A 25,686-nucleotide genomic window follows, 5' to 3' on the forward strand; every position below is an offset into this window, starting at 1 on the left:
ACACCAGCCGGAACACCAGCCGGAACACTGGCCGAAACACCGGCCGGAACGCGGGAGGGCCCATCAACCACCCCACGCGAACATGATCCCCACTCCGGGAGAGGCTGAGCTGACACAGCCAGGGATGACGGCTGCCCAAGATTCACGTGCACATATGGTTCCGCTCGTAGATAATCCAGAACGGGACTAGTCGGTATGCTGGGGACATGACCGCCATGACACCCGCACGCACCGAGCCGGACCTGTCGTTCCTCCTCAACCACACCGGCCACGTCCTGCGCACCCAGATGGCGGAGGCGCTCGCTGAGATCGGGCTGACGGCACGGATGCACTGCGTGCTGGTGCACGCCCTCGAACAGGAGCGGACGCAGATCCAGCTCGCCGAGATCGGCGACATGGACAAGACCACGATGGTCGTCACCGTCGACGCCCTGGAGAAGGCGGGGCTCGCCGAGCGCCGCCCGTCGAGCACGGACCGCAGAGCCCGGATCATCGCGGTCACCGAGAAGGGGGCGCAGGTCGCGAGGCAGAGCCAGGAGATCGCCGACGGCGTTCATCGGGCGGCCCTGGCCTCGCTGCCGGACGACGAGCGCGAGGTGCTGATCCGGGCCATGAATCGCCTGGTTAACGGGCATCTGGCCACTCCCGCCGAGACCCCGCAGGGGATCCGGCGGGCACGGCAGCGCGCCAAGTAGGGCCGCACGCGGTCGAGTACGGGTCTCAACGGAGGCCCCTCGGCGGCACGCGAGCGTGAACCGATCCGAGCACATTCATCCCGCCTCAGTCCGGGCTAGTAAAAGTGATATCACTTTGCTAGATTCGCGATAGACCTCGATTCGCGATGGACACAGAGGAGGAGCCATGACAGATACGGACGTCGCCGTCGACATGCCCACCCCACGGACCGGCGAGCGGCCGGCACGGGCGGCCTCAGGCTGGTCGATGCTGGTGCTGGCCCTTGTGGGCCTGCTGGCCTCAGCAGCAGCCATCGCGCTGGGAATCGTCCTGGCGGTCCAGGGCAGCGGCGGCGCGGGCGTGGCCCTGATCCTCGCCGGAACGCTGCTCCTCCTGGCGGCCGCCACCGTCCTCACCGGACTCACCGCGGTCGCGCCCGGGGAGGCCCGCGTGATCCAGTTGCTCGGGCGCTACAAGGGCACGGTCCGCGACCCCGGCCTGCGGTTCGTCGTCCCGTTCACCCAGAAGCGGCGCGTCTCGACCCGGATCCGCAATCACGAAACCGACATCACCAAGGTCAACGACGCCGACGGCAACCCGATCGAGATGGCCGCGGTGGTGGTGTGGCAGGTCGAGGACACGGCGAAGGCGGTCTTCGAAGTCGACGACTTCGTGGAGTTCGTCGCCTTCCAGACGGAGACCGCGGTGCGCCACATCGCGGGCAGCTACCCCTACGACGCGCACGACGACATGCTCTCCCTACGGCAGAACGCCGACGAGATCACCGGCCGGCTGTCGGCCGAGATCCAGGCGCGGGTGGCGTCGGCCGGAGTCAAGGTCATCGAGTCGCGCATCACCCGCCTCGCGTACGCCCCCGAGATCGCACAGGCGATGTTGCGCCGGCAGCAGGCCGGAGCGGTCGTCGCGGCCCGCCAGCGGATCGTGGACGGCGCCGTCGGCATGGTCGAGGCCGCCCTGTCCCGCCTCGACGAGCACAACGTGATCGAACTGGACGAGGAGCGCAAGGCCACGATGGTCAGCAACCTGCTGGTCGTCCTGTGCGGTGATCGCGACGTGCAGCCCGTGGTCAACACCGGCTCCCTCTACCAGTAACCGTGGCGACCGAACGCAAGAGCATCCTGCTCCGGCTGGATCCCGCGGTGCACGACGCGCTGGCCCGGTGGGCCGGCGACGAACTGCGCAGCACCAACGCACAGATCGAGTTCCTGCTCCGCCGCGCGCTGTCCGAGGCGGGACGACTCCCCGGCGGCGCGGGACGCATCCCCCGGCGCGGGCGGCCCCCCAAGACATCCGCCCAGGCGGAGACCATGTCCGCAGAAGGCACGACGGCGTCCGAGACCGGAGCGCCGCCCGACGACGACTGAGAGAAGGCAGTCCCGTGGACACTCCCGGTTCCCTGGCCGCGCAGCTCTACCTCCTCAACTACGACGCACGCAAGGAGCGGGTGGTGACGCCCATGCGGTTCCCCTACCTGCTCCGTGCGGCGGCGCTCACCGATCTGCTCCTCAGCGGGCGGATCGCCGACGACAAGGGCAAGGTGCGGGTCGTACGTGAGGACGGACTCGCCGATCCGGTCCTGGACGGCCTGCTGCGCCAGATCGCCGAGTCGCGGCCCCGGTCGTGGCAGCACTGGATCAGCAAGGATCACCATGCGACGGTCCGGGCGGTCCGCGACGAACTGGAGACCGAGCGGTGGGTCCGAGTCGAACTGAACCGGCCGTTTCTGATCTTCAGCAGGAGCTTCGTCCGGGTGCGGGACACGCGTGTGGTCAAGCGGCTCGCGGCACGGGTCTCCGCCGCTCTGACCGATCCGCTGTCCCGCGTGGACGAGCGGGACGCCGCCCTCGTCGCGCTGGCGGCCGCGGGCGAGGTCGGCACGGTGCTCCCCCGAGCGAAGCGACGTGCGTACAAGCAGCGCATCACCCAGCTCACCGACCGGGGTGGTCCGGCGACGCCGGCGCTGCGCAAGGTCATCCGGCAGCTCCACGCGACGACCGCCGCCGTCGCCGGGGGTGGCGGCTGAACACGTCAAGGGGCACGTCCATGGGGGTACGTGCGCGAGAGCGAGGGGTTTCTGGTCTTTCATCCCTTTGCCGACGGGTCACTAAATTTGTCCTGGACCCGCAAGCAGGATGACCGGCCTCGGGGGAGGTCATCATGAGCGTCAACGGCCAGAAGGTCGCGGTCATCACCGGCGCCTCGCAGGGCATCGGAGCCGGCCTGGTCACCGCCTACCGCCACCTCGGTTTCGCCGTCGTCGCGACCTCGCGCACCATCCCCCCCTCTGACGACGCCTCCGTCGTCACCGTCCCGGGCGACCTCACCGATCCCACGACCGCGCAGCGCGTCATCGACGCCGGCGTCGAGCTGTTCGGCCGCATCGACACCCTGGTCAACAACGCCGGGGTGTTCGTGAGCAGGCCCTTCACCGACTACACCGAGGCGGACTTCGCCTTGTTCACCGGCGTGAACCTCGCCGGGTTCTTCCACATCACCCGGCGCGCCATTCCGCACATGCTCACCCAGGGCGCCGGCCACGTCGTCACCATCACCACCAGCCTGGTCGACCACGCGGAATCGAAGTTGCCGTCCGCTCTGGCCTCGCTGACCAAGGGCGGCCTGCAGTCCGTCACGAAGTCTCTGGCCATCGAGTACGCCGCCCGCGGCATCCGCGTCAACGCCGTATCACCTGGCCACATCAAGACGCCCCTGACCCCCGCGGAGTCGTACGGCATGCTCGCCGCCCTGCTCCCGGTCGGCCGAATGGGAGAGGTGGGCGACATCGTCGACGCGGTGATCTATTTGGAGACCGCCCCGTTCGTCACCGGCGAGATCCTGCACGTCGACGGCGGCATGAGCGCCGGTCACTGAACCGCCGCTCCACTTCAGGGGAATTGAGAGTCATCATGCGTACATGGCTGATGACGGAACCTTGACGTGGACCAGTAAGAGCTTCGGTTTTGGATTCATGACAGGGTGCGGATGTTTCCCCGTCGCCATGATCCTCTGCATGATCTTGAGCCTGGTCACCCCGCTGGGGAGTACGTGGCTGTTCGTCGTCCTGGCACTCATGATGGTCATCGGTGCCGTGATCGGCGTCGTGGGCGAACGGACGGAGGTGCACACGGCCGAGTTCACCCGCAGACAGGTTCGCCTCGTGAGCAAGACCGTCACCCGCACCGTGGACGTCGCCGACCTGTCCTCGTTGACGGTGGAGCACTCCGGCGACGTCGATGACGGCTACGACGAGACGACATTAGGAGTGATCTGGCCGGGCGGGACCGAGAAGGTCCGCGGCGTTCATGATCCGGCACTGGCCTCGTCCCTCACCGAACTGCTCGGACCCGGAGTCGCGGTCGAGGAGAAGTGGGAGGAACTGCGCCCGTCGCTCGGCACCGCCTGATCAGGAACCGGTTCAGCGGGAGCGGTCGGTTCGCCGGCGTCAGGCGCCCTTACGCCGGTCGGCGTCGGCGATCATGTCGAGGGACAGACGCCAGAGCCGTACGGCGGCGCCGGGGTCGACGGCGTACGACGCGAACCCGCGACGCAGTCCAGGGGCGTGCGGGGCCGCTTCCTCGCAGTCCTCGAAGTACCGCCCGGTCACGCCTTCGACGAGAGGCGAGGCGGCAAGGAGGGTCGAGGTGGCCGCCCCCTGGGAGATGTCCTTGACCGACACGCCGTCACTGGATCCGGGCTCGAACGACGCGGGCGGCGTGGACATGTGCCGCGACAGTCCGGTGCCCCAGATCCGGCCGGGGTTGAGCGCGTTGACCACGATGCCGTCCTCGGCCCAGCGCCTGGCGGCTTCGACGGCGAACAGGATGTTCGCGGTCTTGGACTGGCTGTAGGCCTTCCATTCGTCGTACGGGTTCTCCTCGAAGTTGGGGTCGTCCCAGATGACGTCCCCGTTGATGTGGCCCACGGAGCTCACGACGACGACGCGAGCATGACCGGCGGCCGCGAGGGCGTCGTGCAGTCCCAGGGCGAGGGCGAAGTGACCGAGGTGGTTGGTGGCGAACTGCATCTCCCATCCCTCGGCGGTGCGCCGCTCGGGGACGGCCATGACGCCGGCGTTGGCGACCAGGATGTCGAGCGGGCCCCGCCATGAGGCGACGAAGGCGTCGATCGAGTCGCGGACCGACAGGTCGAGGTACGCGGCGCGCACGCGGGCGTCGCCCGTGGACGCCACGATGTCGGCGGCGGCCTTCTCGCCTGCGGCGACGTCGCGGACCGCCAGGGTGACATCGGCGCCGGCCTTGGCGAGCGCCCGCGCGGTCTCCACTCCGATTCCCGACGACGCTCCGGTCACGACTGCCTGCTTACCGAACAGATCGACGCCCTCGACGGTCTCCTCGGCCGTCGTTGCGGGCCCGAACGGGGTCGTGACGCGTGGTGTGTTCATGCTGACGTCCTTCTCATACGATTAATCGGAGCCGGGTCCGGTTAGCTCAACATAACCGGACCCGGCTCCGGTTGCAACGCGGGGTGGACCCGCGGAAAGGGATCAATGGACACGACGGACCCCAGACAGCCCCGCGCCGACGCCCGGGCCAACCGGGAACGGCTCCTCGACGTCGCGACCCGAGCGTTCGCACGCGAAGGCCCCGGCGCCTCGCTGAAGGCCATCGCGAAGGAGGCCGGCGTGGGGATCGGCACGCTGTACCGGCACTTCCCCACCCGCGAGGCCCTCATCGAGTCCGCGCACGCGAGTGAGCTCGCGCGCGTCTGCGATTCCGCGAATGAGTTGCACGGCACGCTCCCCGCGGACGAGGCGTTGCGCGCCTGGCTGGGACGGTGGGTGGACTACCTGACCGCCAAGCACGGCCTCGCGCAGGCGTTGCGCTCCACGACGGCGACCGACACGATCGCCTTCCCCGGCGCCAGGGCCCGCGCGCTCGCCGCCGTGAACCTGCTCCTCGATGCCGGGGTGCGGGACGGAGTGCTCCGGCAGGGCGTCGAGCCGCTCGACGTGCTGGTGGCGGCCAACGGCGCCGCCATGGCGGCCCTGGACCCCGACCAGGTCGGACGTCTCCTCGACTACCTGATGGACGCGTTCCGCGCCCGTGGATAGGCGGCGGCACATCTCCGACGTGTCCACCGAACGGTGGACAACCCGTTCCACCGGTCGTTGGTGCCGCGGAAGCCGTACCGACACGACGCTTGAGGCATGACGACAGCGGTGAGAGTGCGCGGCCTGACCAAGAGGTACGGCGACGTGCAGGCGGTCGGGGGCATCGACCTCGACATCAACGCGGGCGAGGTGTTCGCGATCCTCGGCCCCAACGGGGCGGGCAAGTCCACCACGGTGGAGATCATGGAGGGGTACCGGACCAGGGACGCCGGGGAGGTCAGCGTCCTGGGGATCGACCCGGGCAGGCCGACGCGGGAGTGGCGTTCCCGGATCGGCGTGGTGTTGCAGACGGCGGACGACGTGGCCGAGGCGACCGTGCGGGAGACCGTGCGGCAGTTCGCGGGCTACTACCCCAACGCCAAGGACCCGGACGAGGTGATCGAGCAGGTCGGCCTGACCGACAAGGCCGGCACGCGGATCCGCCGGCTCTCCGGCGGCCAGCGGCGCCGGGTGGACGTGGCGCTGGGGGTGATCGGCGGTCCCGACCTGCTCTTCTTGGACGAGCCGACCACCGGTTTCGACCCGGAGGCGCGCAGGCAGTTCTGGCGGCTGATCGAGAGCATGGCCCACCAGGGGACCACGATCGTGCTGACCACGCACTACCTGGACGAGGCTGAGGCGCTGGCCGACCGGGTGGCCGTGGTCTCCGGCGGCCGCATCGTGGCAGAGGGCGACCCCGCGACCCTGGGAGGCCGGGCGACCGCCAAGGCCAGGGTGGGCTGGGCGGAGGAGGGCGGGCACCGGTCGCATGAGACCGACACCCCGACCAGGACCGTGCTCGAACTGGCCGGCCGTTTCGACGGCGAGGTTCCCGAGCTGACCGTGACCCGCCCCTCGCTGGAGGACGTCTACCTCCAGCTCATCGAGACCCCGTCCTGACCGGCTCCCGCCCTCCCTCCCCGAGGTGATCACCCCATGACCCAGACCGTCACCCGAGCCCCCGCACCGCCTCTCGACCGGCCCCCCTCAGCGATTCGGCTGGGGCTGTCGCGGGCGGCGTTCGAGACCAGGCTGTTCTTCCGCGAGCGGGACGCCGTCATCTTCACCTTCTCGTTCCCGATCGTCCTGCTGCTGATCTTCGGTTCGATCTTCGCCGACGAGCTGGAGGGGACGGGCCTCAACGTCTCCCAGCTCTACGTCGCCGGCCTGCTCGGTTCGGCCGCGATGACGGGGTTCCAGAACCTCGGCATCGGCATCGCGATGGACCGCGACGACGGCACGCTCAAGCGACTGCTGGGCACCCCGCTGCCGCGCAGTTCGTACTTCGTCGGCAGGGCGCTCAACACGCTGTTCGTCTCCTTCTGCCAGGTGGTGATCCTGCTCGTCATCGGCGTGGCCCTGTTCGGCCTGGAGTTGCCGTCCGAGCCGTCCACCTGGGTGACCTTCGTCTGGGTGTTCGTGCTCGGCGTGCTCGGCTCGTCGCTGCTCGGCATCGCCGTCAGCAGCCTGCCGCGGTCGGGCAGGAGCGCGAGCGCGGTGATCACCATGCCGTTCGTGGTGCTGCAGTTCATCTCCGGGGTGTACATCCCCGTGACCCAGCTCCCGTCATGGCTGGTGAACATCGCCTCGGTGTTCCCGCTCAAGTGGATGTGCCAGGGATTCCGCTCGGTCTTCCTCGGTGACGCCGGCGCCACGCTCGAGCTCGCCCGGTCCTACGAGCTCGACCGGGTCGCGCTGGTGCTGGGCGCCTGGGTGGTCGGAGGGCTGCTGTTGTGCCTGACGACGTTCCGCTGGAAGAGCCGCCGCGACGGGTGACCCGGGCATTCGCCGCATGACCGGAACGGGACGAGAGGGGCGCGGGGAAGGTGACAGAGTGATCGTCGTGAGATTTCGCGACATTCCCCCACCGGCTCAGCACGCCTTCATGCGCCTGAACGGATGGGAGTTGCTCTATCTCGTCGCCTTCCTGACCGCCCTCTTCTTCGTGCTCTCCGACGACGCGCTCGGTACGGCCCAGCGGACGGCCGGAACCGTTCTGCTCGTCGCATGCCTCGCGGCGTACGTGCGCCTCGGACGGCGGGCCGTCGGCGTGGGGTACCGGTCGTGGGAGGGCAGGACCTACGTCGTCCTGCTGATCGTGCTGTTCACCCCGGTGGCCATCATGTCGCCGTACACGAGGTTCGTCCTTTTCGCCTTGTGTTCGCAGTGTTACATGATGATCCCGAAGAACCAGGCGCGGATCGCAGTGATCATCTTCAATGTGGCCCCGGGACTGAAGTTCCTCTTCGTCCCGCCCTCGCGGGACGAGCTGACGGCGTTCCTGGGGGTGACGCTCATCGTCCTCGCCTTCGCGCTGACCTTCGGCCCCTGGATCGTCGACATCATCGGCCAGAGCCGGGAGCGGGCCTCGCTCATCCGGGAACTGGAGGCCAGGCGCGCCGAGGTGGACAGGCTGTCGGCGGAGCGCGGGGCCCTGGCCGAGCGCGAACGGCTGGCGGGGGAGATCCACGACACCCTCGCCCAAGGGTTCACCAGCATCATCATGCTGCTGCAGCAGCCCGACTCCCGGCGGATCGAGCTGGCCGTACAGACCGCGCGTGAGAACCTGGCCGAGGCGCGCGCGCTGATCACCGAGCTGGGCCCGGCGCCGCTGTCGAGCGCCACCCTCGCCGAGGCGCTCGCGCGGATCACCGCACAGTTCGGTGAGGAGCTTTCCGTGTCCGTCGCCTTCGAGGTCCGGGGCGAGTCCAGGGCGACCCCCACCAAGGTCGACGTCGTCCTGCTGCGCGCGGCGCAGGAGGCACTGGCCAACGTGCGCAAGCACGCCCGGGCCGGCGCCGTCACGGTGACGCTCGAATACACACCGGAGACGGCCGTGCTGACCCTCCGCGACGACGGCGTCGGCCTGGATCCCTCCACCGCCGAGGGATACGGCCTGCGCGGCATGCGCGCCCGGGTCGAGCAGGTGGGCGGTGCCCTCACACTGACCAGTCCGCCGGAGGGGGGCACGGTCCTTTCCGCCGTCGTCCCCACGGACCGGCTCGAGCAGGGAGCGTGACGGTGCTACGACTGATGATCGTCGACGACCATCCCGTGGTCCGCGAGGGCCTGCGGGGAATGCTGGAGGCCGACCCCGGGGTCACCGTCGTGGGGGAGGCGTCGTCGGGGGACGAGGCGGTGGTGCGCGCCGCGGAGCTGCGCCCCGACGTGATCCTGATGGACCTGCGCATGCCGAACGGGGACGGGGTGAGCGCGACCGCGGGCATCCTCGCCGCCCGGCCGGAGAGCAGGGTGATCGTGCTGACCACCTACGAGACCGACCAGGACATCGTCCGGGCGGTCGAGGCCGGAGCCACCGGATACCTGCTGAAGGACACCTCCCGAGGCGACCTGCTGGCCGCGATCTTCTCCGCGGCGCGCGGCGAGACCGTGCTGTCGCCGGCCGTGGCGACCCGGCTGGTCACCCGGATGAGGGCGCCCGCGGCCGAGTCGCTGTCGCCGCGCGAGGCCGAGGTGCTCTCGCTGGTGGCCGAGGGGCTGACCAACGCGGAGATCGGAAAGACGCTGTTCATCAGCGAAGCCACGGTCAAGACCCATCTGCTGCGGGCGTTCGGCAAGCTCGGCGTGTCCGACCGCACCGCCGCCGTCACCGCGGCCCTCGACCGGGGGTTCATCAGCCGGCAGAACCGGTCTTCGTGACTCCGGGATACGAACACGGCACCGGCCGCCGGGGCCGTCCGTCCGTCACCACGTGCCGGCGTCACCCGGGAAGTCGATCCGCATGACCACCCGCCGGGTGGTGGGGCGGCCGACCTCCTTGAACCCGGCCTCCTCGAAGACCTGGCGGGCGCCCACGTGCATTTCACCCCAGGTGATGACCTTTCCCGGCGGAGCGGTCATCGGATAGGCCTCGATCGCCCTGGCCCCCCGCTCGCGGGCGAAGTCGATCGCGGCCCGGGCGAGAGGATAGGTGAGGCCGCGGCCGCGGTGTCCCTTCCTGACCACGAAGCAGGTCACCGCCCAGACTCCGTCGTCGTCCTTGTCCTCGTCCCTGCCGGTCCACGGAACGCGACTGGTGCGCAACTTGGGGTACGCCGTGCGGGGCTCGACCGCGACCCACCCGGCGGGTTCGTCGCCGACGTAGGCCACGAGCCCGCTGGTGGCCGGCGCGTCCGGGTCGCCGCAGGCGGTCTGCGCCCGGAGCATCGCGGTCCGCTCCTCCTGCGTGGAGTCGCGCCATATCCAGCCGGCGACCTTGAACCGCTGGCACTGGCATCGGCCCGCGTCCGTGGTGCCGAAGATCGCGGCGATGTCCTCCCACGACGCCTCGTTGGCGGGGACGACGGTCAGCCGCTCGGCCGGGATCGGTGACGGCTCGTCGGCTGTGATGTCCAGGTCGGTCATGGTCCGCATGTTAGGTTCCGTTCCGGATGTTCTGCTTCCGGAATGCGAGGGATGCCGTGAACTCCGACACGAGCCCCACGGCACGGGCGCTCCTGGCCCTGGAGCTGGTCCAGGGCAGCCCGGGCATCACCGCGGACCGGCTGGCCGACAAGCTCGGCGTCTCGGAGCGGGCCACCCGGAGGTACGTGGGCATCCTCCGTGAGGCCGGCATCCCGATCGAGTCCGTCCGCGGGCCCTACGGCGGTTACCGCGTGGGTCGTGGGCTACGGCTTCCTCCCCTGATGTTCAGTGCCGTCGAGGCCCTCGGCCTGGTCATGGCCGTGCTCGACGGCCACCACGACCCGCGCGATCCCACCGATCCCGTGGGCAGCGCCCTCGGCAAGCTCGTGCGGGCGCTCCCCGAGCCGGTGGCCGCCCAGGCCGAGGCCGTACGCCGGGCCACGGCGCCCGCGCCCGACCGCGCCGCGGCCCGGCCGGATCCCGAGACCACGACCACCCTCGTGCAGGCCTGCTCGAACCGGCGACGGGTCCGCCTCGGCTACCGCTCAGAGGCAGGGTCGGAGTGGTCCGGCGAGGTCGACCCGTGGGCGGTCGTGGTCCGTCACGGCCGGTGGTACCTGCTGTGCTGGTCCCACACCGCCGACGCCCGCCGGGCCTACCGGATCGATCGGGTCCGCGAGGTGGAGGTGCTCGACGAGGCCTTCAGCCCGCCCGCCGACCTCGATCCGATCGCCACGCTGGAGGAGCACCTCGCCGTCGGGTGGGAGTACGAGGCCGAGGTCGTCATCGACGCACCCGTCGACGTCCTCACGCGGTGCCTCCCCCGCGCCCTCGGACGGCTGGAGCCGCTCGATGCCGTGAGCACCCGCCTGGTCGGCAGCACCGGCAACCCGTGGTGGTACGCCCAGCAACTCGCGGCGATCCCGGCGTCCTACCGGATCGTGGGAGGTCCCGAGCTCCGAGAGACGGCACGCGTCGTCGCGCAGCGGCTGATGACGGCGAGCGAGAACGCGAGCTCCTGACCTCGTACGCGTCTACAGGCTCAGCTGGACCATACGGAGCAATATGGAGGTTGTCGGACCGTCAGCATGGAAGAACATGTGCATGATCACGAAAAGCGAAAGCGCAGGTCATGGATGACAACGCCGAATCCGTGCATGATCACGGCAGGAGCCCGGAACAGGCGGCCGTGCGAGCTCTCCTTGACGCCGACCGCGAGCGGACCCTGGCGCGGATCGAATCGCTGACCCGCGACTGGGAGGCCATCGTCCAGTCGTCCCAACTGGTGGCCACCGACGACGAGCACGACCCGGAGGGGTCGACCACCGCCTTCGAGCGCGCCCATGTCCAGTCCCTGCTCGACCAGGGAAAAAGCCACCTCGCCGCGCTGGACGCGGCTCTGGATCGGCTCCGCGAAGGAACGTACGGAGTGTGCGAGGGATGTGGACGCCCCATCGCCGCCGAACGCCTGAAGGTCCGCCCGGCGGCGACGACCTGCATCGACTGCGCCGCCACCCGGCGCTGACGACGGCGCGCCTTCGACTCCCCACCATTCATTCACCTGGAGCCCTGATGCATGACTTCCCGCCCCCGGGCAAGGACGGCGACGCCCTTCTGTTCAGCGAGGTCACCTACGCTGGTACGGCGAGACCGGATGGACATGAGAGCCCCAATCGCTACGACCTGGGCTTGTTCTTCACTCGGGGTCCTCGGCGAAGGCCGACATCTCGGCGGCCGACCAGTCCAGCCTGCCGCTGCGCAGATCGTCCACCACCGACCGAAGCCACTCCAGTTCAGCCGTCATGACGACGCGCAGATACTCGGCTTCGAGCATGGCGATACGGGGGAGGCCCTGCCCGGCCTCGGCGCTGAGCTCGGCGTCCAGCGTGGCCGACGCCTCCTCGAGCGTTCTCACGCGCCGCTCGAGGGCGTCGCCTATCTCCGGCGGCGTGAGCATCAGCAGGTGGGACAGCGCCGCGGGGAACTCGGGGAACTCCTCCTTGGGCGTCGCCAGCATGTCAACCAGCCATTCGCGGGCCACGGTGCGTCCCGTTTCGGTGATCCCGTACACCGTCCTCTCCGGATACGCCTGATCTCGCTCCGTCTCCCGCACCTTGACCAGGCCGGTCGCGGTGAGGCGGTCGATCGTCCGGTAGAGGCTCGTCCGCTGGCCCACGTTGACCACCTTGTCCTTGCCCCATTGCTTGATCAGCCGCTGGATGCCGTACGGATGCAGCGGTTTGTACTGCAACAGGGCCAGGACGGTCAGTGCGAGCGGTGAACTACGAGGAGTGGTCATGGCTCGATACTAGCGTCAGTGCCACTAGTTGACTAACCAATAGTGTCAGTGACACTATCTAGGTGTCGGCTAACAGTGACTGCGAAGGGTGCAGGCGATGACCACTCACGAACAGCTTCAGACAGCGGAACCGGCCACGAATTTCGTCACCTCCGCTGACGGCACCCGCATCGCGTATCTCTCCGTCGGGCACGGCCCGGGCATCGTGCTGCTGCACGGCTCCATGGAGACGGCCGGAGATCACCTGGCCATGGCCGCGGCGTTGGCCGACTCGTTCACCGTCCACCTGCCCGACCGTCGCGGTCGCGGGCAGAGCGGGCCGTACGGCGACGACTACAGCGTGCGGAAGGAAGTGGACGACCTCGAGGCGGTGCTGAACGAGACGGGCGCCCACTTCGTCTTCGGCGTGAGCGCGAGCGGCGTCGCCGTGCTCGAGGCGGCACGCGTTCTGCCGGCGATCCACAAGGTCGTCGTCTACGAGCCGGCGCTGCTGCTGGAGGACGTGCCCCAGTTGACCGGATGGGTCGACCGCTTCGATCGGGAGATGGCCGACGGCAGGGTGGAGGCCGCGCTGGTGACGAGCATGCTCGGACTTCGGCTCGGTCCTCCGATCATGAACGTCACGCCGCGCAGGTTCCTGACCTGGGTGACCGGCCTGCTGCTGAAGAGCGAGGCCAAGAACGCGAAGCCGGGTGAGGCGACCATGCGGACGCTCGCCCCGACTCTGCACTACGAAGGCGTGCTGCTCGCCGAGATGGCCGACGATGCGGACAGGTTCGCCGACATCCGGGCCGAGGTGCTCCTGCTCGGCGGAAGCAAGGGGCTGCCCTTCCTCAAGCCCGCGCTGTCCCGCCTGGAGAAGATCATTCCTCACGTCGAACGGGTCGAGTTCCCCGGGCTCACGCACGAAGCGCCGGGAGATGTCAGCAAGCGGAACACCGGGGGCCGTCCGGAGGTCGTGGCGGCCGAGCTGAGGCGCTTCTTCACCTCGGCGGCCAAGGGCTGAGGGGTGGGCTGAGGGGTGGCGGCCCGGCCGCGTGATCTCCCGAGTGCGCGAACGCCCCGTTTCTCCACTGAGAAACGGGGCGTCCTGCCTGGTTGAGCCGGTCAGCGCACCTTGGGGAAGGCGCCGCGCAGGCTGGATCCGTTGACGATGAAAGCGGTCGGAGCAAGGACGAGGGCACCTGCGATCTGCATCGCGACGAACCACGGCGGGAGGGCGCCGGGGATCAAGTCGATGGCGATGATCGCGATCGGCGCGACGACCGAGATTATGCGCACGCGCAGAAAGGCCGATCGTGATCCCCGTGCGGCGAGGCCGGTCAGCCAGTAGGTCACCACGGCGCTCGCGAGCATTCCGCCTGTTCGGCCCCACATGAACGAAGTCAGCTCTCTCCCGGCGACCGAGAGAACGACGTCCACGATGAGGACGGCGAAGCTGAGCGCGCCGTATACCGCGACGAGGGTCTTCACCGTGCCGAAGCCTCGTTCGGTGCGCGAGTGGGTGGCCGCGGTCGTGGCGTGGACGGTGGTTTCCATGGCTCTTGCTCCCTCGTACGTCTGATGTGATCTCGACGTTAGAAAGCGCACAGATCGCGCGGTATGGGCCTGGACGTACGAGCGGGTGGGGCTGGACCCACTTCGAAGTCTTTACGGGGGACATCGAGCTCTGCCCGGTGCACAGTGGAACCCGCCAAGACATATCGCCCAGATCAATGCATTGCGTGCGCCTGGTCCGGGTCGTGAAGTGAGAAGGAAGAGTCATGCGAAAACTGGCGTCGTGGGCGGCGAGCGCGTGGGTCGGGTTCGGGCGGGCCTGCGTTGTGACGGCCGTCAGCATGCTGGTCCCGGCCGTGTGGGCCGCCGCCGTGGCACTGTGGATCTGGTGGGGCGCGAACCCGTGGTCGTGGATCGCGCCGTTCGTCTGGGCGTGCATCGGCACGTTCGCCCTGTCCCGCCCGGTGTGCCGGATGGTCCGCTCCCTCGTCGCGAAGTGGACGGGCACCGTCATCCCCGCCGGATATCGGCAGGCCGAGCCGGTGACACAGCTGTCCACCGGGTACTGGTGGAACGGCTTCAGCTACGAGCGCACCCGCCGCGACGCCCTCATGGACCAGAGAATGCGGATCCGGTGGAAGGATCCCGCCGTCTGGCGTGATCTGCGGTTCGCGGTGATCGCACCGATCACCATGGGCGTGACCGCGGCCATCCCGCCGGCGGGCGTCGCGGCGGCGGTTCTCGCACTCACTCAGCCGGCGTTCTCCGTGCGCCTTGTCGGGCTGCTCGGCCTGGTCGTGGCCGTCGCCGGCGCGCCGTACGCCTGGAGGGTCGTCGAGCCGGTGGCCGTCCGGTTCCTGCGCGCCTCGGCCGAGATGGCGCTGGCGGACCGGGTGGACGAGCTGACGGCCCAGCGCGCGGACACGACGGTCGCGCAGGCCGCCGAGATCCGCCGGATCGAGCGGGACCTGCACGACGGCGCGCAGGCACGGCTGGTCGCGCTGGGGCTCTCGTTGGCCACGGTGGAGAAGCTGATGGAGTCCGACCCCGACCAGGCCAAGGCGCTGCTGCGGGACGCGCGAGCGGGCGCCGCCACGTCACTGACCGAGCTCCGCGACCTGGTCAGGGGAATCAACCCGCCGGTGCTGACCGAGCGAGGGCTCGTCGACGCCGTACGCGCTCTCGCCCTGGACAGCCCGCTCGAAGCCGCTGTCAGCGCCGACGTTCAGCTACGCCTGGACCCGCCGATCGAGTCCGCCGTGTACTTCGGAGTCGCCGAACTGATGACCAATGCGGTCAAGCACGCCCACGCGGCCCGGGCGCGGATCTCCATCGCCCAGGACAGGGATGGCACCGGCATCGTCGTCGACGTCGAAGACGACGGCCGGGGCGGGGCCGGCGTGCGAGACGGCGGTGGACTCGCGGGGCTACGCCGTCGCCTGGCGGTCTTCGACGGCACCGTGGAGATCACCAGTCCGGTGGGCGGCCCGACGCAGGTGAGGATGGTGATCCCGTGCGCATCGTTGTAGCCGAAGACCTCTACCTCCTGCGTGACGGGATGGTCCGCCTCATCGAGGCGTACGGGCACCAGGTGGTGGCGACGGCGACCACCGGGCCGGAGACGCTCGACGCGTTGCTGACATGGCGGCCGGATGTGTCCGTCGTCGACGTCCGCATGCCGCCGACCCAGTCGGACGAGGGCCTGCGAGCGGCGCTGGCCGCCCGCGGACAGGTGCCCGGAATGCCGATCCTGATCCTTTCTCAGCACGTCGAACAGCTGTATGCCCGTGAGCTCCTGGCCGACGGCGCCGGCGGGATCGGCTATTTCCTCAAAGAGAGCGTGTTCGACGCCGACCAGTTCATCGACGCCCTGGAACGCGTCGCCGCCGGCGGGACCGCCATGGACCCCGCCGTCATCGCCAAACTGCTGTCCAGCGGGTCCTCGAACCGCCGACTCGGACGGCTCACAGAACGCGAACACTCCGTGCTCGGCCTCATGGCCGAGGGAATGTCCAATCAGGCCATCGGCCGGCGCCTCTTCCTCAGTGAAAGCGCCGTCAGCAAGTACACGACCTCGATGTTCGGCAAGCTCGGCATCACCGACGACGACGACAGCAATCGTCGCGTCCTCGCCGTCCTCGCCTATCTGAACGAGCCCTGACGTGCTCGCACTGGTTTCCTTGAAAGTAGTTGCATAGACACTAGTGCGTGTGGCACTATTCAGTCATGACACTTCTTGAGCACGCCACCGCCGAGACCGTTCGCATCCACGCCGACCACACCGTGACCAAGCACCTGGGGAACTGGACGACCGCGCGCACCTTCCAGGTACGCGCCCGTCGCGGCTCGGCCGTCGTCGACCTGCGCTCGCCGAAGATCGCCGAAGGTGACATCGAGCTGAACGTGGACATCGACCACGCCATGGTCAAGCTGCTCCTGCCCGCCGACGCCACCGTCGACCAGTGGGGCGTCCAGTGGACCGGCACCGGCAAGGTCAAGGACGGCGAGGCGCCCACCGCACAGGGCGGCCGGCGGGTGCGGATCACCGGACGGGTGAGCGGCGGAGAGATCCGGATCCAGCGTGGCGGCATGGCGACGCTGTCCGCCATGTTCTCCCGGGCCTACCTGGAGGATCTCAAGCGGGCTCACCGCGATGGCGCCATGCCGACCGTGGACGACCCCACCCGCGACGCCTGATCACTCAGCGGCGGAACCGCAGTCCGTAGCGTCGTCCTGCGAGGACGGGGCTGAACAGGACGCTGGAAGGTTCACGCCACGGCTCCAAGCTGCTCCTGCGGCCGCCGAACGGGCGGCCCAGCAGGAGAAGTGGACGAGCACACCATGAGCATGAACACACGTCCGGTCGGCGGCCAGGGTCTGGTGACGTCGGTCGAGGGCCTCGGCACGATGGGCATGACCGCGATGTACGGCACGCCGGACGTCGCGGAGGCGGTCGCCACCGTGCACCGGGCCATCGAGCTCGGCGTGACAATGTTCGACACCGCGGACATGTACGGCCCGTTCAGCGGCGAGGAACTGCTCGGGCGGGCGGTGCCGGCCCACCGCGGCCAGGTCATCGTGGCCACCAAGGGAGGTGGCGTGACCCTCGACGAGACGGGGAAGATCGTCGGCGGTCCCAACGGCCGCCCCGACTATCTGCGTCGTTCCGTCGAAGGATCACTCCGCCGTCTGGGCACGGACCACATCGATCTGTACTACCTGCACAGGGTCGACCCGAATGTGCCGATCGAGGAGTCCTTCGGCGCCCTGGGAGAGCTGGTCGCCGAAGGAAAGGTGGGTTATCTGGGGATCAGTGAGGCGTCGGCGGAGAGCATCCGCGCAGCGCACGCCACCGCGCCGCTCTCCGCGGTGCAGACGGAGTACTCGCTGTTCACCCGCACGGTGGAATCCAACGGTGTCCTGGACGTCGCTCGAGAGCTGGGCATCGGGTTCGTGGCCTACTCGCCCCTGGGACGCGGGATCCTCACCGGTGGTCTGCGATCGGTGGAGGAGTTGCCGGAACACGACTTCCGCCGTACGGCCCCGCGGTTCTCGGGAGAGAACCTGCGGCACAACCTGCAGCTGGTCGACAGGGTCCGGACGATCGCCGACAATCGAGGTATCGCGCCTGGTCGATTGGCGCTGGCGTGGGTGCTGGCGCAGGGCGTGACCGCGATCCCCGGCACCAAGCGCCGGGTCTACCTGGAAGACAACGTCGCCGCGGCAGACCTCGTGCTGGACGCCGAGACGCTTGCGGCGCTCGACGAAGCGGTGCCCGCCGGTGCCGTGGCGGGCGAGCGCTACACGCCGATCGCGATGAGCGCAGTCCAGGAGTGAGTGCACGGTGAAGCACGGCGACGTTGGCGGATTCCTCAGGGCGCGTCGTGAAGCGCTGCGGCCGGCGGACGTCGGGCTCGTGCCCGGCGGCCGCAGGCGGACGCCCGGCCTGCGCCGCTCGGAGGTCGCGCTGCTGGCCGAGGTGTCCGTCGACTACTACGAACGGCTTGAGCAGTCCCGCAACGCCAGGCCCTCCGAGGCGCTGGTGGCGAGCCTGGCGCGGGCGTTGCGACTGTCGGTGGACGAGCGCGACTATCTCTATGAGCTGGCGGGCTATCCACCGCCCCGGACGGGCGCGACCGGCGGCTACGTCGACCCGGCGATGATGTTCCTGCTCGACGCGCTGACCACGGTGCCCGCGCACATCGTCGACGACCTGACCACGGTGCTCGCGCAGAACCGGCTCAGCCGTGCGCTCGTGGGTCCATGGGCGCACGGCGACGATCGCCTGGGAAACGTGACCTGGCGCTGGTTCACCGACCCGGCGTCGCGTGCCCTCAATGTGCCCGCGGAACACGAGGCGATCGGACGGGGCTACGTGGCGGACCTGCGCGCAGCCAGCGCTCACCGTGTTCAGGACGCCGTCAGCGGTCGGCTCATCGCCGACCTCGTCGACGCCAGCGAGGAGTTCTCCCGCTACTGGGACGACATGGAGGTCATCCCTCTACGGTCCACGCGCAAGAAGTTGATCCACCCGCATGCCGGGCAGTTGGACGTGCAGTGCGATTTCGTGCTCAGCTCCACCACCGGACACCGCTTGGTGATCTTCCGGCCGCAACCCGGCTCGGCCACCGCGGAGAATTTCGAGTTTCTGGACGTCCTGGGCCACCAGTCCTTCGAAGCCTGATCGCAGTCGCCGTTGACCGCACCGCGGAGCGAATGAAAATCAAGCCCAGGCCGGGAAACGCCCACCCCGACCTGGGCTTTCGTTCGTCGCCGTTGCGACTTCACTTTTGCCTGGTGATACGAAGCCGACGGCTGGTCACAATTCGCTCATTAGACACGTAAAACGTATTTCACCCCAAGGCCAGGTAGATCATAATTGTGGACCGGTTCACACGTAGATCTCCATCCGGAGCCGGTCTCGACCGCCAGCCTTGTGTCGGGCCAGGCACCGGAACCCCGTCTCGCGCACAACTTGGCCGAGAACGACGAGGAACAACCGCAGCGGACACGTCGGCTGCGGCGATCATGAAGGACAGTGCATGAGTGGTCTGATGGCTGAGGCTCTGCCCGGCTCTGACTCCGCGGAGGCCGCGGGTGGGCGATTGAGAGGTCGGGGACGGGGCGCTCGGGTGCGTGCCCTGGCGGTGAGTTTGGCGCTATTCGTGAGCGCTCCCGTTGTGGCGCTGACTACGGCGGTGCCTGCAGCGGCCGTCGGCGACACCTCGCGCGTGTACGCGTGGGGGGACAATTATGTTGGGCAGTTGGGCATCGGATCGGCGGCCAACTCGCCGTCTCCGGTCGCTGTGCAGCACGCTTTCGGCCAGGTGACCCAGATCGCCGCCGGCGACGACCACAGCCTGGCGGTACGCACGGATGGCACCGTGTGGGCGTGGGGCGACAACACGAACGGCGAATTGGGCGACGGGGGGTTCGCGGCGCCTAGCTCAGTGCCCGTGCAGGTGTCTGGCCTGACGGGCATCGTGCAGGTTGCGGCGGGCAACGCCCTCAGCCTGGCATTGCGCTCGGACGGCACCGTGTGGGCGTGGGGCAACAACGGCCATGGGCAGCTCGGTGACGGCACCACCACCACCCGCCGTACCCCCGTGAAGGTGGCCGGGTTGACCGGGGTTACCCAGATCGCCGCCGCCGGCTTCCACAGCCTGGCGTTGCGCTCGGACGGCACCGTGAGGGCATGGGGCTGGAACTTCGCCGGGCAACTCGGTGACGGCACCACCACCCAACGCCGTACCCCAGGCGCGGTCAGCGGCCTGACCAAAGTTACCCAGGTTGCGGCCGGCTATGGCCACAGTCTCGCACTGCGCTCGGATGGCACAGCGTGGGCCTGGGGAAACAACGAGGTCGGGGAGCTCGGTGACGGCACCACCACCACCCGCCGTACCCCCGTGAAGGTGGCCGGGTTAACCGGGGTTACCCAGATTGACGCCGGCGATTCCCACAGCCTGGCGTTGCGCTCGGACGGCACCGTGCGGGCCTGGGGCAACAACGCCTCCGGGCAACTCGGTGACGGCACCATCACCAATCGCCACACCCCGGTCACCGCGTCAGGACTGACTAATGTCGCCCAGGTCAGCGCGGGCAACTACGACAGTTTCGCACTCCGCTCCGACGGCACCGTGCGGGCCTGGGGCTACAACGACTTCAGGCAGCTCGGTGACGGCACCACCACCCAACGGCACAGGCCGGTCGCCGTGCGTGGGCTCAGTTCGGCGACGCAGATCTCGGCCGGGTTCTGGCACACGCTGGCGAAGGTGGGGCCGCCGAAGGTGACGGCCAAGGCGGCGATCAGCGGCTCTCGTATCGTCGGAGACAAGCTGACCTGCAAGGCCGCCTTCCTCGCCGCCTCCTCCGTGCGGTACAGCTGGTCACGGGACGCCGCCCCGATCTCGGGCGCGACCGCGTCCACCTACACACCGGTGACGGCCGACGCCGGCCACAAGGTCACCTGCACCGTTTTCGGCAACAACACCTATGGCACCACCAGCACCTCAACGAGCACCAACCCGTACGCGCGGTTCACCACGGGCACCCCGCCGGTCGCGCAAACCGGTAAGTACTTCATTTACCGATTCACGGCGACCGGGTACTCCGCGGCGAAGGTCACTCTGGTCTCCGGGACGCTCCCTTCGGGCATGAAGCTGGCCCCCGGCGGCACGCTGTCCGGAACCCCCACCAAGGACGGCACCTACACCTTCACCCTGCAGGCAACAGGCGGCACCGCCCCCACCGCCCGAGGCACCAAGACCATCGTCGTCCACGCCCCGGCGAAGTTCACCTCCGTCACCACACCGGTGGCGTACGCGGGCAAGTACTACATCTTCCGATTCCCGACGACCGGGTCACCAGCACCGACGGTCACCCGCGCCTCCGGGACGCTTCCCCCGGGCCTGAAACTGGCCACCGGCGGCACCCTGTCCGGAACACCCACACGCAAGGGCACCTACAAGTTCACCCTGAAGGCGACCAACGGCGTCGGCACCCCCGCCACGGCCGTAAAGAGCGTCACCGTCCGTTGATCAGCATGATCCCAGGGAATCGGCACACCACCGATTCCCCGGGACACTTCCCGATCAAGAAGCCGGGCTCGGCACGACGCGGACGAGCACGGTAATAGCCGCAGGAAACGGGATAGCCAGTGTCTGATATCCATCCATCGCCTTTTGCTGATCCGCAGCGGCTTGGAGACGAGTCGGACGCCGCCCCCGTGGATGCGGGCATGCCGCCTTCTGGCCGGATGCGGCGCTGGCCCCTGGCTGCGGTCGTCGTCATCGGTCTCACCGTTGCGGCCTGTCTGGTGATTCCCGTTTGGTTGCGAGGGCCGGCACCTTCATTCCGGCAGATCGGCCGGCCGTTCATTGGCCGCAGCGGCCTCATCGATGCCGTTGCGGTCGGACAACTGGACGGCAGGACGATCGCGGTCTCAGGCGGAGGAGTCAACGACGAGGGCCCGCTGCAGGTCTGGGATCTGACCGTGGGTAAGCCGCTCGGCCCTCCGCTCGGCGCGCACGACGCCACGGTCCTCTCGGTGGCGTTGGGGGAGCTGAACGGCAGGACGATCGCGGCCTCCAGTACGGGTGACGGCCTCGTGCGGATCTGGGATCTGGCCACAGGCGAAAGGCTCGGTGACCCGCTCATCGGTACCGGCGTGCCGGTGGCGGTCGGTCAGCTGAACGGCAAGACCATCGCGGTCTCCCCACGTGACGGAAACGTGGAGCTGTGGGATCTGGCCGCCGCCAAGCGAATCGGCAACCCTCTCATCGGCCACACCGGTCAGGTCTACTCAGTGGCGATCGGGCAACTGAGCGGCAAGACCATCGCGGTCTCGGGCGGTCACGACGGGACGGTCCGAATGTGGGATCTGGCCGCAGGCAAGGAGCTCGGCGACCCCTTGGTCGGCCACAAGGGTTACGTCTTCTCGGTGGCGATCGGGCAGTTGGACGGTAGGACCATCGCGGTCTCCGGCGGAAAAGACGGCACGGTCCGAGTGTGGGATCTGACCACAGGCGAACAGCTCGGCAGCCCGCTCACCGGCCACACCGGCGACGTCTTCTCGGTGGCGATCGGGCAGTTGGACGGCAGGACCATCGCGGTCTCCGGCGGAAAGGACAGCACGGTCCGAGTGTGGGATCTGACCACAGGCGAACAGCTCGGCGACCCAATCACCGGCCACACCGACCTGGTCCACTCGGTCGCGGTCGGGCAACTGAACGGCAGGACCATCGCGGTCTCCGGCGGTTGGGATGACACCGTCCGGGTGTGGGACCTGGGCGCGCGGTAGCGCACATCTCCCCGCCTCAGGCCCATCGCGACTCGCACGGCAAACGTCACCGCGGTCGGTAGTTCACCCGTTGCATGTTCGGAGGGGGACGGAGTGGATTGGTCCCGTCAGATGCTGCTGTTCGGCTGCGACATGGACGTGCGTGCCACCGCCGGAATCGTGGGTCGAGCCTTGGGCATGCGGCTGGAGGAACTGCGAAATGATCAGCTGGGTGTCGCCTTCGATGCCGAGGACCCGGCTGGGGGCTTCATCTTCGTCAGCGAAAATACGCGACGTTTTGATGAATCGGATGAAGAGCACCACCGCGTGGACGCATCAAGGCCGGAAGAGCCGACCAGGGTGTACGTCCACGCGACAAGCCGAGCGGACGCCATCGTCGCCGCGCTGACCGACGCCGGACTTCGTCTCCACGACCGAGCTCCGTGGCCTCCGGCCGATGAGCAGTTGGCGGACGCGGCGTGGAAGCGCCTTCTTCTTGACCTACGGGACCGGGGTTGGGAGGTCACGTTGACCGGACCCGCCGCTCCGCTCCAGCTTGAAGGCAGGCTCCCTTCTGGACAGTCGTTCTTCTATCACTGCCGGTATGACACCTGTTCGCTCGGTATCGGTGGCGAGGACCCCGTCAGCCGGCCCGATTGGGAGGGCGAACAGGTAGTCGATGGCGGTGAGTACGCGGCGAGCTACATCGAGCCCGACAACGCGGTTCGGATCCTCCTGGCCCTTCACGCCGACTGGAAACTCGACTTCGGCAACAGTCGCCGGTGATCGCGCAGCGACCTGAACTGTCACTTTCGGGATCGCAGGGATCAGGCCTTGTCCGGGCGCGGCGAAAGCAGGCTCCCGCCGTCTCGTGCGGCTTCTACGGAGGCGCCTTTCGCGGGCCGTTCTTCGTGCTGCGCCACGATCCGCCGGCGCAGCCTCCTGTCGTGACGGGTGTGACCGGACAGTTCCTCGACATGGACATCGAGGAGGCGGTGACGCTCGCCAAGAAGGCGGCCGACGGTGCGAACGTCGTCGTCCTCGGCGCGAACGTCGCCCGGCAGTGCCTCGAGGCCGGGCTTCTCGACGAGATCATCGTGCATGTCGCTCCGGTCCTCGTCGGGTGGGGCGTTCGCCTCTTCGACAACGCCGGCGGCGCTCCGATCAGACTCGACGTGATCTCCTCTCACCAGGAGGGCGAGACCACGGTGCTGCACTACGCGGTGCGCCGGACACCAGAGGACCGGCGGTAAAGGATTCCGTCGGGTCGCCGAACGGGGAGAACAGACCGGTCAGGAATCGAGAAGCGCAAGTCACAGGCTCGCACATAGCGTCATCGCCATGACTTCCATCGAATCCGTCACCATCGAGGCGGCCGACCTCGCCGCCGCCGGCCAGTTCTACACCGCCGCCTTCGGTCTGGACACACAGGTGCGCCTGCGGGCCTCGGAGACGCCGACGACCGGCTTCCGCGCGTTCACCATGTCGCTGACGGTGTCCCAGCCGGCCAACGTCAACGCCCTCATCGACGCCGCCCTCGACGCCGGCGCCTCGTCCCTGAAGCCCGTCACGAAGTCGCTCTGGGGCTACGGTGGCGTCGTACAGGCTCCGGACGGGACGATCTGGAAGGTCGCGACCTCGGCGAAGAAGGACACCGGTCCGGCCACCCGCCAGTTCGACGACATCGTGCTCCTGCTGGGAGTCGCGGACGTGGCCGTGAGCAAGAAGTTCTACGTCGACCACGGCCTCACCGTGGCGAAGAGCTTCGGCCGCAAATACGTCGAGTTCGCCACCGGGTCGAGTCCCGTCAAGCTGGCGCTCTACGGGCGCAAGGCCCTCGCCAAGGACGCCGGTGTCACCCCCGACGGCACCGGATCGCACCGACTCGTGATCGCTAGTGATGCCGCGCCCTTCACCGACCCGGACGGTTTCGCGTGGGAGACCGCATCGGAGACGGCATCGCTTTGAGCCGGGGCACGACCCGGGTGGCACGACCACGCCACCGTCTTGCGCGCCCGCCCCGGCCTCTGCCCGACCGCAGGCTCGGCATCGCAGCGGCTCCTTCGGCAGGCACTCGCGGACATCGATGAAAAGAGTTCCTCTCATGTGTCACCCCTCGTTGAGCCATGCACTCGCCACGGCGCATCACCTGCGCGATCTTGCGCTGCTGCGGCGCGTCCGTGACCGGATCGACCGGGAGTATGTGCAGCCGCTGGACGTCGAGGCGCTCGCCCGTGGCGTGAACATGTCGGCCGGGCACCTGAGCCGGCAGTTCAAGCTCGCGTACGGCGAGTCGCCGTACACCTATCTGATGACGCGGCGCATCGAGCGGGCGATGGCGCTGCTGCGCCGCGGTGACCTCAGCGTCACCGAGGTCTGCTTCGCGGTCGGCTGCTCGTCACTGGGCACGTTCAGCTCCCGCTTCACCGAACTGGTCGGCATGCCGCCCAGCGTCTACCGGGACCAGGAGGCGCACACGACGGACGGGATGCCCGCCTGCGTGGCGAAACAGGTGACCAGGCCGGTCAGGAATCGACAAGCGCGGGTCGCGGAGCCGCAACCGGCCTGACCGCTCTTGCGGGCGTGCCGCCCAGTCGTCAGATGAGGTGACCCTCGTGCGCCCAGGTATGGGATCAGCGTGCAAGCCCCGTGAGTAGTGCATGCCATGTGGCCCGCGCTTCACATAAAGAGGCGCGATGGGTCTCCAGGCTCAGAGACCGGCCTTCGTGCGTGCGAGTGAGAAATGCCTGCCCGCCTGAACTGCACAGCTCATAGATAACGTCCTGGCAGTCGCAGGTCCACGCAATCACGCGTCGCCGGGAATCACCCGGCGGCCGAATCCAGGCCAGCCGTTTGTAGTCGAGCTGTACCGGAGCGACATGCGGTGCCAGGCAGGAAGTCACGCGCGCGGTGGCCCTGACTGGATGGGCAGCAGTGCCCAGACGGTGCGCCCTCCCTCGTCGCCGTAGACGCCCCAGGATGCGGTGAGTTCGGAGACCAGGCGCAGACCCCGCCCGTTCATCTCCTCATCAGCGGCTTTCTGCACCTGCGGGCACGAGGGGCCGCCTTCGTCGAGCACTGCGAGCAGCAAGAGCTCGTCTCCTGCTTCCACCGTCACTTGGAACCGGCCGCCGGCCTCCCCACTGGATGAGTGCCGGATGGCGTTGGTGGCCAACTCGGACGCGACGAGTTCAGCGATGTCTGTGGAGACGCCCTCTCCCAGGAATCCATTTACAAAGCGGCGCACCTCACGGACCTGATTCCGTTTTCCGGGGAAGGTGCCGCGCCATCGCTGGGTACCTTCCGCGCATTTGGGGGGTCGGAGCATGTCGGCGTCCCTCACGTTCGTGCAGGTTGAAGCCCTGACATTCACCATCGATACTTAAAGTACTGGCATGGTATTCTAACTACAAGCCACTTCGAGTACTTGCGCCGCACAAT

The 25,686-nt window shown here is 68.5% G+C and carries 30 protein-coding genes; 25 read left to right on the plus strand and 5 right to left on the minus strand.

Annotated features, from left to right (window positions below; all coding sequences use genetic code 11):
* The first annotated feature begins 206 nt into the window (after positions 1 to 206).
* From Pka01_RS20355 to Pka01_RS20380, 6 genes are all read left to right on the plus strand, one after another.
* Positions 207 to 695 carry a MarR family winged helix-turn-helix transcriptional regulator gene (locus Pka01_RS20355; protein ID WP_203884410.1) on the plus strand — a complete coding sequence of 163 codons (489 nt, stop codon included), beginning with the start codon at positions 207 to 209 and terminating at the stop codon, positions 693 to 695.
* 166 nt (positions 696 to 861) lie between these two features.
* Positions 862 to 1,788 (plus strand): SPFH domain-containing protein, encoded by a 927-nt coding sequence (locus tag Pka01_RS20360; RefSeq protein ID WP_203884411.1) that lies wholly within the window; start codon positions 862 to 864, stop codon positions 1,786 to 1,788.
* Positions 1,789 to 1,790: 2 nt separating this feature from the next.
* Positions 1,791 to 2,060 (plus strand): type II toxin-antitoxin system antitoxin, encoded by a 270-nt coding sequence (locus Pka01_RS20365; RefSeq protein WP_239115153.1) that lies wholly within the window; start codon positions 1,791 to 1,793, stop codon positions 2,058 to 2,060.
* Between the two features lie 14 nt (positions 2,061 to 2,074).
* Complete coding sequence (locus Pka01_RS20370) at positions 2,075 to 2,719, plus strand: GOLPH3/VPS74 family protein (protein ID WP_203884412.1); 645 nt, start codon at positions 2,075 to 2,077, stop codon at positions 2,717 to 2,719.
* Positions 2,720 to 2,853: 134 nt separating this feature from the next.
* Complete coding sequence (locus tag Pka01_RS20375) at positions 2,854 to 3,567, plus strand: SDR family NAD(P)-dependent oxidoreductase (protein ID WP_203884413.1); 714 nt, start codon at positions 2,854 to 2,856, stop codon at positions 3,565 to 3,567.
* 139 nt (positions 3,568 to 3,706) lie between these two features.
* Positions 3,707 to 4,099 (plus strand): hypothetical protein, encoded by a 393-nt coding sequence (locus Pka01_RS20380; protein ID WP_203884414.1) that lies wholly within the window; start codon positions 3,707 to 3,709, stop codon positions 4,097 to 4,099.
* 39 nt (positions 4,100 to 4,138) lie between these two features.
* On the opposite strand, the gene Pka01_RS20385 is transcribed toward Pka01_RS20380, so the two are convergent.
* Positions 4,139 to 5,098, minus strand: a complete 960-nt coding sequence (locus tag Pka01_RS20385) for an SDR family NAD(P)-dependent oxidoreductase (RefSeq protein WP_203884415.1) — start codon at positions 5,096 to 5,098, stop codon at positions 4,139 to 4,141.
* A gap of 105 nt (positions 5,099 to 5,203) precedes the next feature.
* Here Pka01_RS20385 and Pka01_RS20390 point away from each other — a divergent pair, with 105 nt between their 5' ends.
* The 5 genes from Pka01_RS20390 (at position 5,204) to Pka01_RS20410 (ending at position 9,466) form a co-directional block, all read left to right on the plus strand.
* Positions 5,204 to 5,767, plus strand: coding sequence for a TetR/AcrR family transcriptional regulator (locus tag Pka01_RS20390; protein ID WP_203884416.1), 564 nt, complete (start codon positions 5,204 to 5,206; stop codon positions 5,765 to 5,767).
* A gap of 96 nt (positions 5,768 to 5,863) precedes the next feature.
* A complete protein-coding gene (locus tag Pka01_RS20395) occupies positions 5,864 to 6,706 on the plus strand; it encodes an ABC transporter ATP-binding protein (RefSeq protein WP_203884417.1) in 843 nt (280 codons plus the stop codon).
* A gap of 36 nt (positions 6,707 to 6,742) precedes the next feature.
* Positions 6,743 to 7,582 (plus strand): ABC transporter permease, encoded by an 840-nt coding sequence (locus Pka01_RS20400; protein ID WP_203884418.1) that lies wholly within the window; start codon positions 6,743 to 6,745, stop codon positions 7,580 to 7,582.
* A 67-nt stretch (positions 7,583 to 7,649) separates the two neighbouring features.
* Entirely contained in the window at positions 7,650 to 8,825 is a 1,176-nt protein-coding gene (locus tag Pka01_RS20405; protein WP_203884419.1) for a sensor histidine kinase, read from the plus strand.
* 2 nt (positions 8,826 to 8,827) lie between these two features.
* On the plus strand, positions 8,828 to 9,466 hold the full coding sequence (locus Pka01_RS20410; RefSeq protein ID WP_203884601.1) for a response regulator: 639 nt from the start codon (positions 8,828 to 8,830) through the stop codon (positions 9,464 to 9,466).
* Positions 9,467 to 9,511: 45 nt separating this feature from the next.
* On the opposite strand, the gene Pka01_RS20415 is transcribed toward Pka01_RS20410, so the two are convergent.
* On the minus strand, positions 9,512 to 10,171 hold the full coding sequence (locus Pka01_RS20415; RefSeq protein ID WP_203884420.1) for a GNAT family N-acetyltransferase: 660 nt from the start codon (positions 10,169 to 10,171) through the stop codon (positions 9,512 to 9,514).
* A 56-nt stretch (positions 10,172 to 10,227) separates the two neighbouring features.
* Between Pka01_RS20415 and Pka01_RS20420 the strand changes: the two genes are divergently transcribed.
* Together Pka01_RS20420 and Pka01_RS20425 are read left to right on the plus strand one after the other, a co-directional pair.
* Complete coding sequence (locus Pka01_RS20420) at positions 10,228 to 11,193, plus strand: helix-turn-helix transcriptional regulator (protein ID WP_239115154.1); 966 nt, start codon at positions 10,228 to 10,230, stop codon at positions 11,191 to 11,193.
* Between the two features lie 110 nt (positions 11,194 to 11,303).
* Positions 11,304 to 11,696: a TraR/DksA family transcriptional regulator gene (locus tag Pka01_RS20425; protein WP_203884422.1), complete on the plus strand. Its 393-nt coding sequence runs from the start codon at positions 11,304 to 11,306 to the stop codon at positions 11,694 to 11,696.
* A gap of 171 nt (positions 11,697 to 11,867) precedes the next feature.
* Here the strand turns inward: Pka01_RS20425 and Pka01_RS20430 are convergent, their stop codons facing one another.
* Complete coding sequence (locus Pka01_RS20430; protein ID WP_203884423.1) at positions 11,868 to 12,470, minus strand: PadR family transcriptional regulator; 603 nt, start codon at positions 12,468 to 12,470, stop codon at positions 11,868 to 11,870.
* 97 nt (positions 12,471 to 12,567) lie between these two features.
* Here Pka01_RS20430 and Pka01_RS20435 point away from each other — a divergent pair, with 97 nt between their 5' ends.
* Complete coding sequence (locus Pka01_RS20435; RefSeq protein WP_203884424.1) at positions 12,568 to 13,476, plus strand: alpha/beta fold hydrolase; 909 nt, start codon at positions 12,568 to 12,570, stop codon at positions 13,474 to 13,476.
* 101 nt (positions 13,477 to 13,577) lie between these two features.
* Here Pka01_RS20435 and Pka01_RS20440 read toward each other — a convergent pair whose 3' ends face one another.
* A complete protein-coding gene (locus Pka01_RS20440) occupies positions 13,578 to 14,009 on the minus strand; it encodes a hypothetical protein (protein ID WP_203884425.1) in 432 nt (143 codons plus the stop codon).
* A gap of 224 nt (positions 14,010 to 14,233) precedes the next feature.
* On the opposite strand from Pka01_RS20440, the gene Pka01_RS20445 reads away from it, so the two are divergent.
* From Pka01_RS20445 to Pka01_RS20495, 11 genes are all read left to right on the plus strand, one after another.
* Positions 14,234 to 15,496 (plus strand): sensor histidine kinase, encoded by a 1,263-nt coding sequence (locus Pka01_RS20445; RefSeq protein ID WP_203884426.1) that lies wholly within the window; start codon positions 14,234 to 14,236, stop codon positions 15,494 to 15,496.
* Complete coding sequence (locus tag Pka01_RS20450; RefSeq protein ID WP_203884427.1) at positions 15,481 to 16,128, plus strand: response regulator transcription factor; 648 nt, start codon at positions 15,481 to 15,483, stop codon at positions 16,126 to 16,128. The genes Pka01_RS20445 and Pka01_RS20450 overlap by 16 nt, the downstream gene beginning before the upstream one ends.
* A gap of 65 nt (positions 16,129 to 16,193) precedes the next feature.
* Positions 16,194 to 16,664 (plus strand): hypothetical protein, encoded by a 471-nt coding sequence (locus Pka01_RS20455; protein WP_203884428.1) that lies wholly within the window; start codon positions 16,194 to 16,196, stop codon positions 16,662 to 16,664.
* Positions 16,665 to 16,814: 150 nt separating this feature from the next.
* Positions 16,815 to 17,804, plus strand: a complete 990-nt coding sequence (locus Pka01_RS20460) for an aldo/keto reductase (RefSeq protein WP_203884429.1) — start codon at positions 16,815 to 16,817, stop codon at positions 17,802 to 17,804.
* A 7-nt stretch (positions 17,805 to 17,811) separates the two neighbouring features.
* A complete protein-coding gene (locus tag Pka01_RS20465) occupies positions 17,812 to 18,651 on the plus strand; it encodes a helix-turn-helix transcriptional regulator (RefSeq protein ID WP_203884430.1) in 840 nt (279 codons plus the stop codon).
* A gap of 481 nt (positions 18,652 to 19,132) precedes the next feature.
* Positions 19,133 to 21,004: an RCC1 domain-containing protein gene (locus Pka01_RS20470; protein WP_203884431.1), complete on the plus strand. Its 1,872-nt coding sequence runs from the start codon at positions 19,133 to 19,135 to the stop codon at positions 21,002 to 21,004.
* 200 nt (positions 21,005 to 21,204) lie between these two features.
* Positions 21,205 to 22,266, plus strand: a complete 1,062-nt coding sequence (locus Pka01_RS20475) for a WD40 repeat domain-containing protein (RefSeq protein ID WP_203884432.1) — start codon at positions 21,205 to 21,207, stop codon at positions 22,264 to 22,266.
* Positions 22,267 to 22,377: 111 nt separating this feature from the next.
* The gene (locus Pka01_RS20480; RefSeq protein WP_203884433.1) at positions 22,378 to 23,031 is read left to right on the plus strand and encodes a hypothetical protein; all 654 of its coding nucleotides are present in this window, start codon (positions 22,378 to 22,380) and stop codon (positions 23,029 to 23,031) included.
* 161 nt (positions 23,032 to 23,192) lie between these two features.
* Positions 23,193 to 23,498 carry a dihydrofolate reductase family protein gene (locus tag Pka01_RS20485; RefSeq protein WP_203884434.1) on the plus strand — a complete coding sequence of 102 codons (306 nt, stop codon included), beginning with the start codon at positions 23,193 to 23,195 and terminating at the stop codon, positions 23,496 to 23,498.
* Between the two features lie 88 nt (positions 23,499 to 23,586).
* Entirely contained in the window at positions 23,587 to 24,213 is a 627-nt protein-coding gene (locus Pka01_RS20490) for a VOC family protein (RefSeq protein ID WP_203884435.1), read from the plus strand.
* A gap of 136 nt (positions 24,214 to 24,349) precedes the next feature.
* On the plus strand, positions 24,350 to 24,814 hold the full coding sequence (locus Pka01_RS20495) for a helix-turn-helix transcriptional regulator (RefSeq protein WP_203884436.1): 465 nt from the start codon (positions 24,350 to 24,352) through the stop codon (positions 24,812 to 24,814).
* Positions 24,815 to 25,144: 330 nt separating this feature from the next.
* Here the strand turns inward: Pka01_RS20495 and Pka01_RS20500 are convergent, their stop codons facing one another.
* The gene (locus Pka01_RS20500) at positions 25,145 to 25,588 is read right to left on the minus strand and encodes an ATP-binding protein (RefSeq protein WP_203884437.1); all 444 of its coding nucleotides are present in this window, start codon (positions 25,586 to 25,588) and stop codon (positions 25,145 to 25,147) included.
* Positions 25,589 to 25,686: the final 98 nt, after the last annotated feature.

The sequence above is a fragment of the Planotetraspora kaengkrachanensis genome, from assembly GCF_016862895.1.
Classification (GTDB): domain Bacteria; phylum Actinomycetota; class Actinomycetes; order Streptosporangiales; family Streptosporangiaceae; genus Planotetraspora; species Planotetraspora kaengkrachanensis.

Coding starts and splice junctions, on each gene's coding strand:
- Pka01_RS20415 (WP_203884420.1), bottom strand. CDS start 10,171: ATGACCGACCTGGACATCACAGCCGACGAGCCGTCACCGATCCCGGCC.
- Pka01_RS20495 (WP_203884436.1), top strand. CDS start 24,350: ATGTGTCACCCCTCGTTGAGCCATGCACTCGCCACGGCGCATCACCTG.
- Pka01_RS20375 (WP_203884413.1), top strand. CDS start 2,854: ATGAGCGTCAACGGCCAGAAGGTCGCGGTCATCACCGGCGCCTCGCAG.
- Pka01_RS20380 (WP_203884414.1), top strand. CDS start 3,707: ATGATCTTGAGCCTGGTCACCCCGCTGGGGAGTACGTGGCTGTTCGTC.
- Pka01_RS20480 (WP_203884433.1), top strand. CDS start 22,378: ATGCTGCTGTTCGGCTGCGACATGGACGTGCGTGCCACCGCCGGAATC.
- Pka01_RS20395 (WP_203884417.1), top strand. CDS start 5,864: ATGACGACAGCGGTGAGAGTGCGCGGCCTGACCAAGAGGTACGGCGAC.
- Pka01_RS20455 (WP_203884428.1), top strand. CDS start 16,194: ATGACACTTCTTGAGCACGCCACCGCCGAGACCGTTCGCATCCACGCC.
- Pka01_RS20355 (WP_203884410.1), top strand. CDS start 207: ATGACCGCCATGACACCCGCACGCACCGAGCCGGACCTGTCGTTCCTC.
- Pka01_RS20490 (WP_203884435.1), top strand. CDS start 23,587: ATGACTTCCATCGAATCCGTCACCATCGAGGCGGCCGACCTCGCCGCC.
- Pka01_RS20460 (WP_203884429.1), top strand. CDS start 16,815: ATGAACACACGTCCGGTCGGCGGCCAGGGTCTGGTGACGTCGGTCGAG.
- Pka01_RS20445 (WP_203884426.1), top strand. CDS start 14,234: ATGCGAAAACTGGCGTCGTGGGCGGCGAGCGCGTGGGTCGGGTTCGGG.
- Pka01_RS20430 (WP_203884423.1), bottom strand. CDS start 12,470: ATGACCACTCCTCGTAGTTCACCGCTCGCACTGACCGTCCTGGCCCTG.
- Pka01_RS20360 (WP_203884411.1), top strand. CDS start 862: ATGACAGATACGGACGTCGCCGTCGACATGCCCACCCCACGGACCGGC.
- Pka01_RS20425 (WP_203884422.1), top strand. CDS start 11,304: ATGGATGACAACGCCGAATCCGTGCATGATCACGGCAGGAGCCCGGAA.
- Pka01_RS20475 (WP_203884432.1), top strand. CDS start 21,205: ATGCCGCCTTCTGGCCGGATGCGGCGCTGGCCCCTGGCTGCGGTCGTC.
- Pka01_RS20440 (WP_203884425.1), bottom strand. CDS start 14,009: ATGGAAACCACCGTCCACGCCACGACCGCGGCCACCCACTCGCGCACC.
- Pka01_RS20390 (WP_203884416.1), top strand. CDS start 5,204: ATGGACACGACGGACCCCAGACAGCCCCGCGCCGACGCCCGGGCCAAC.
- Pka01_RS20400 (WP_203884418.1), top strand. CDS start 6,743: ATGACCCAGACCGTCACCCGAGCCCCCGCACCGCCTCTCGACCGGCCC.
- Pka01_RS20385 (WP_203884415.1), bottom strand. CDS start 5,098: ATGAACACACCACGCGTCACGACCCCGTTCGGGCCCGCAACGACGGCC.
- Pka01_RS20435 (WP_203884424.1), top strand. CDS start 12,568: ATGACCACTCACGAACAGCTTCAGACAGCGGAACCGGCCACGAATTTC.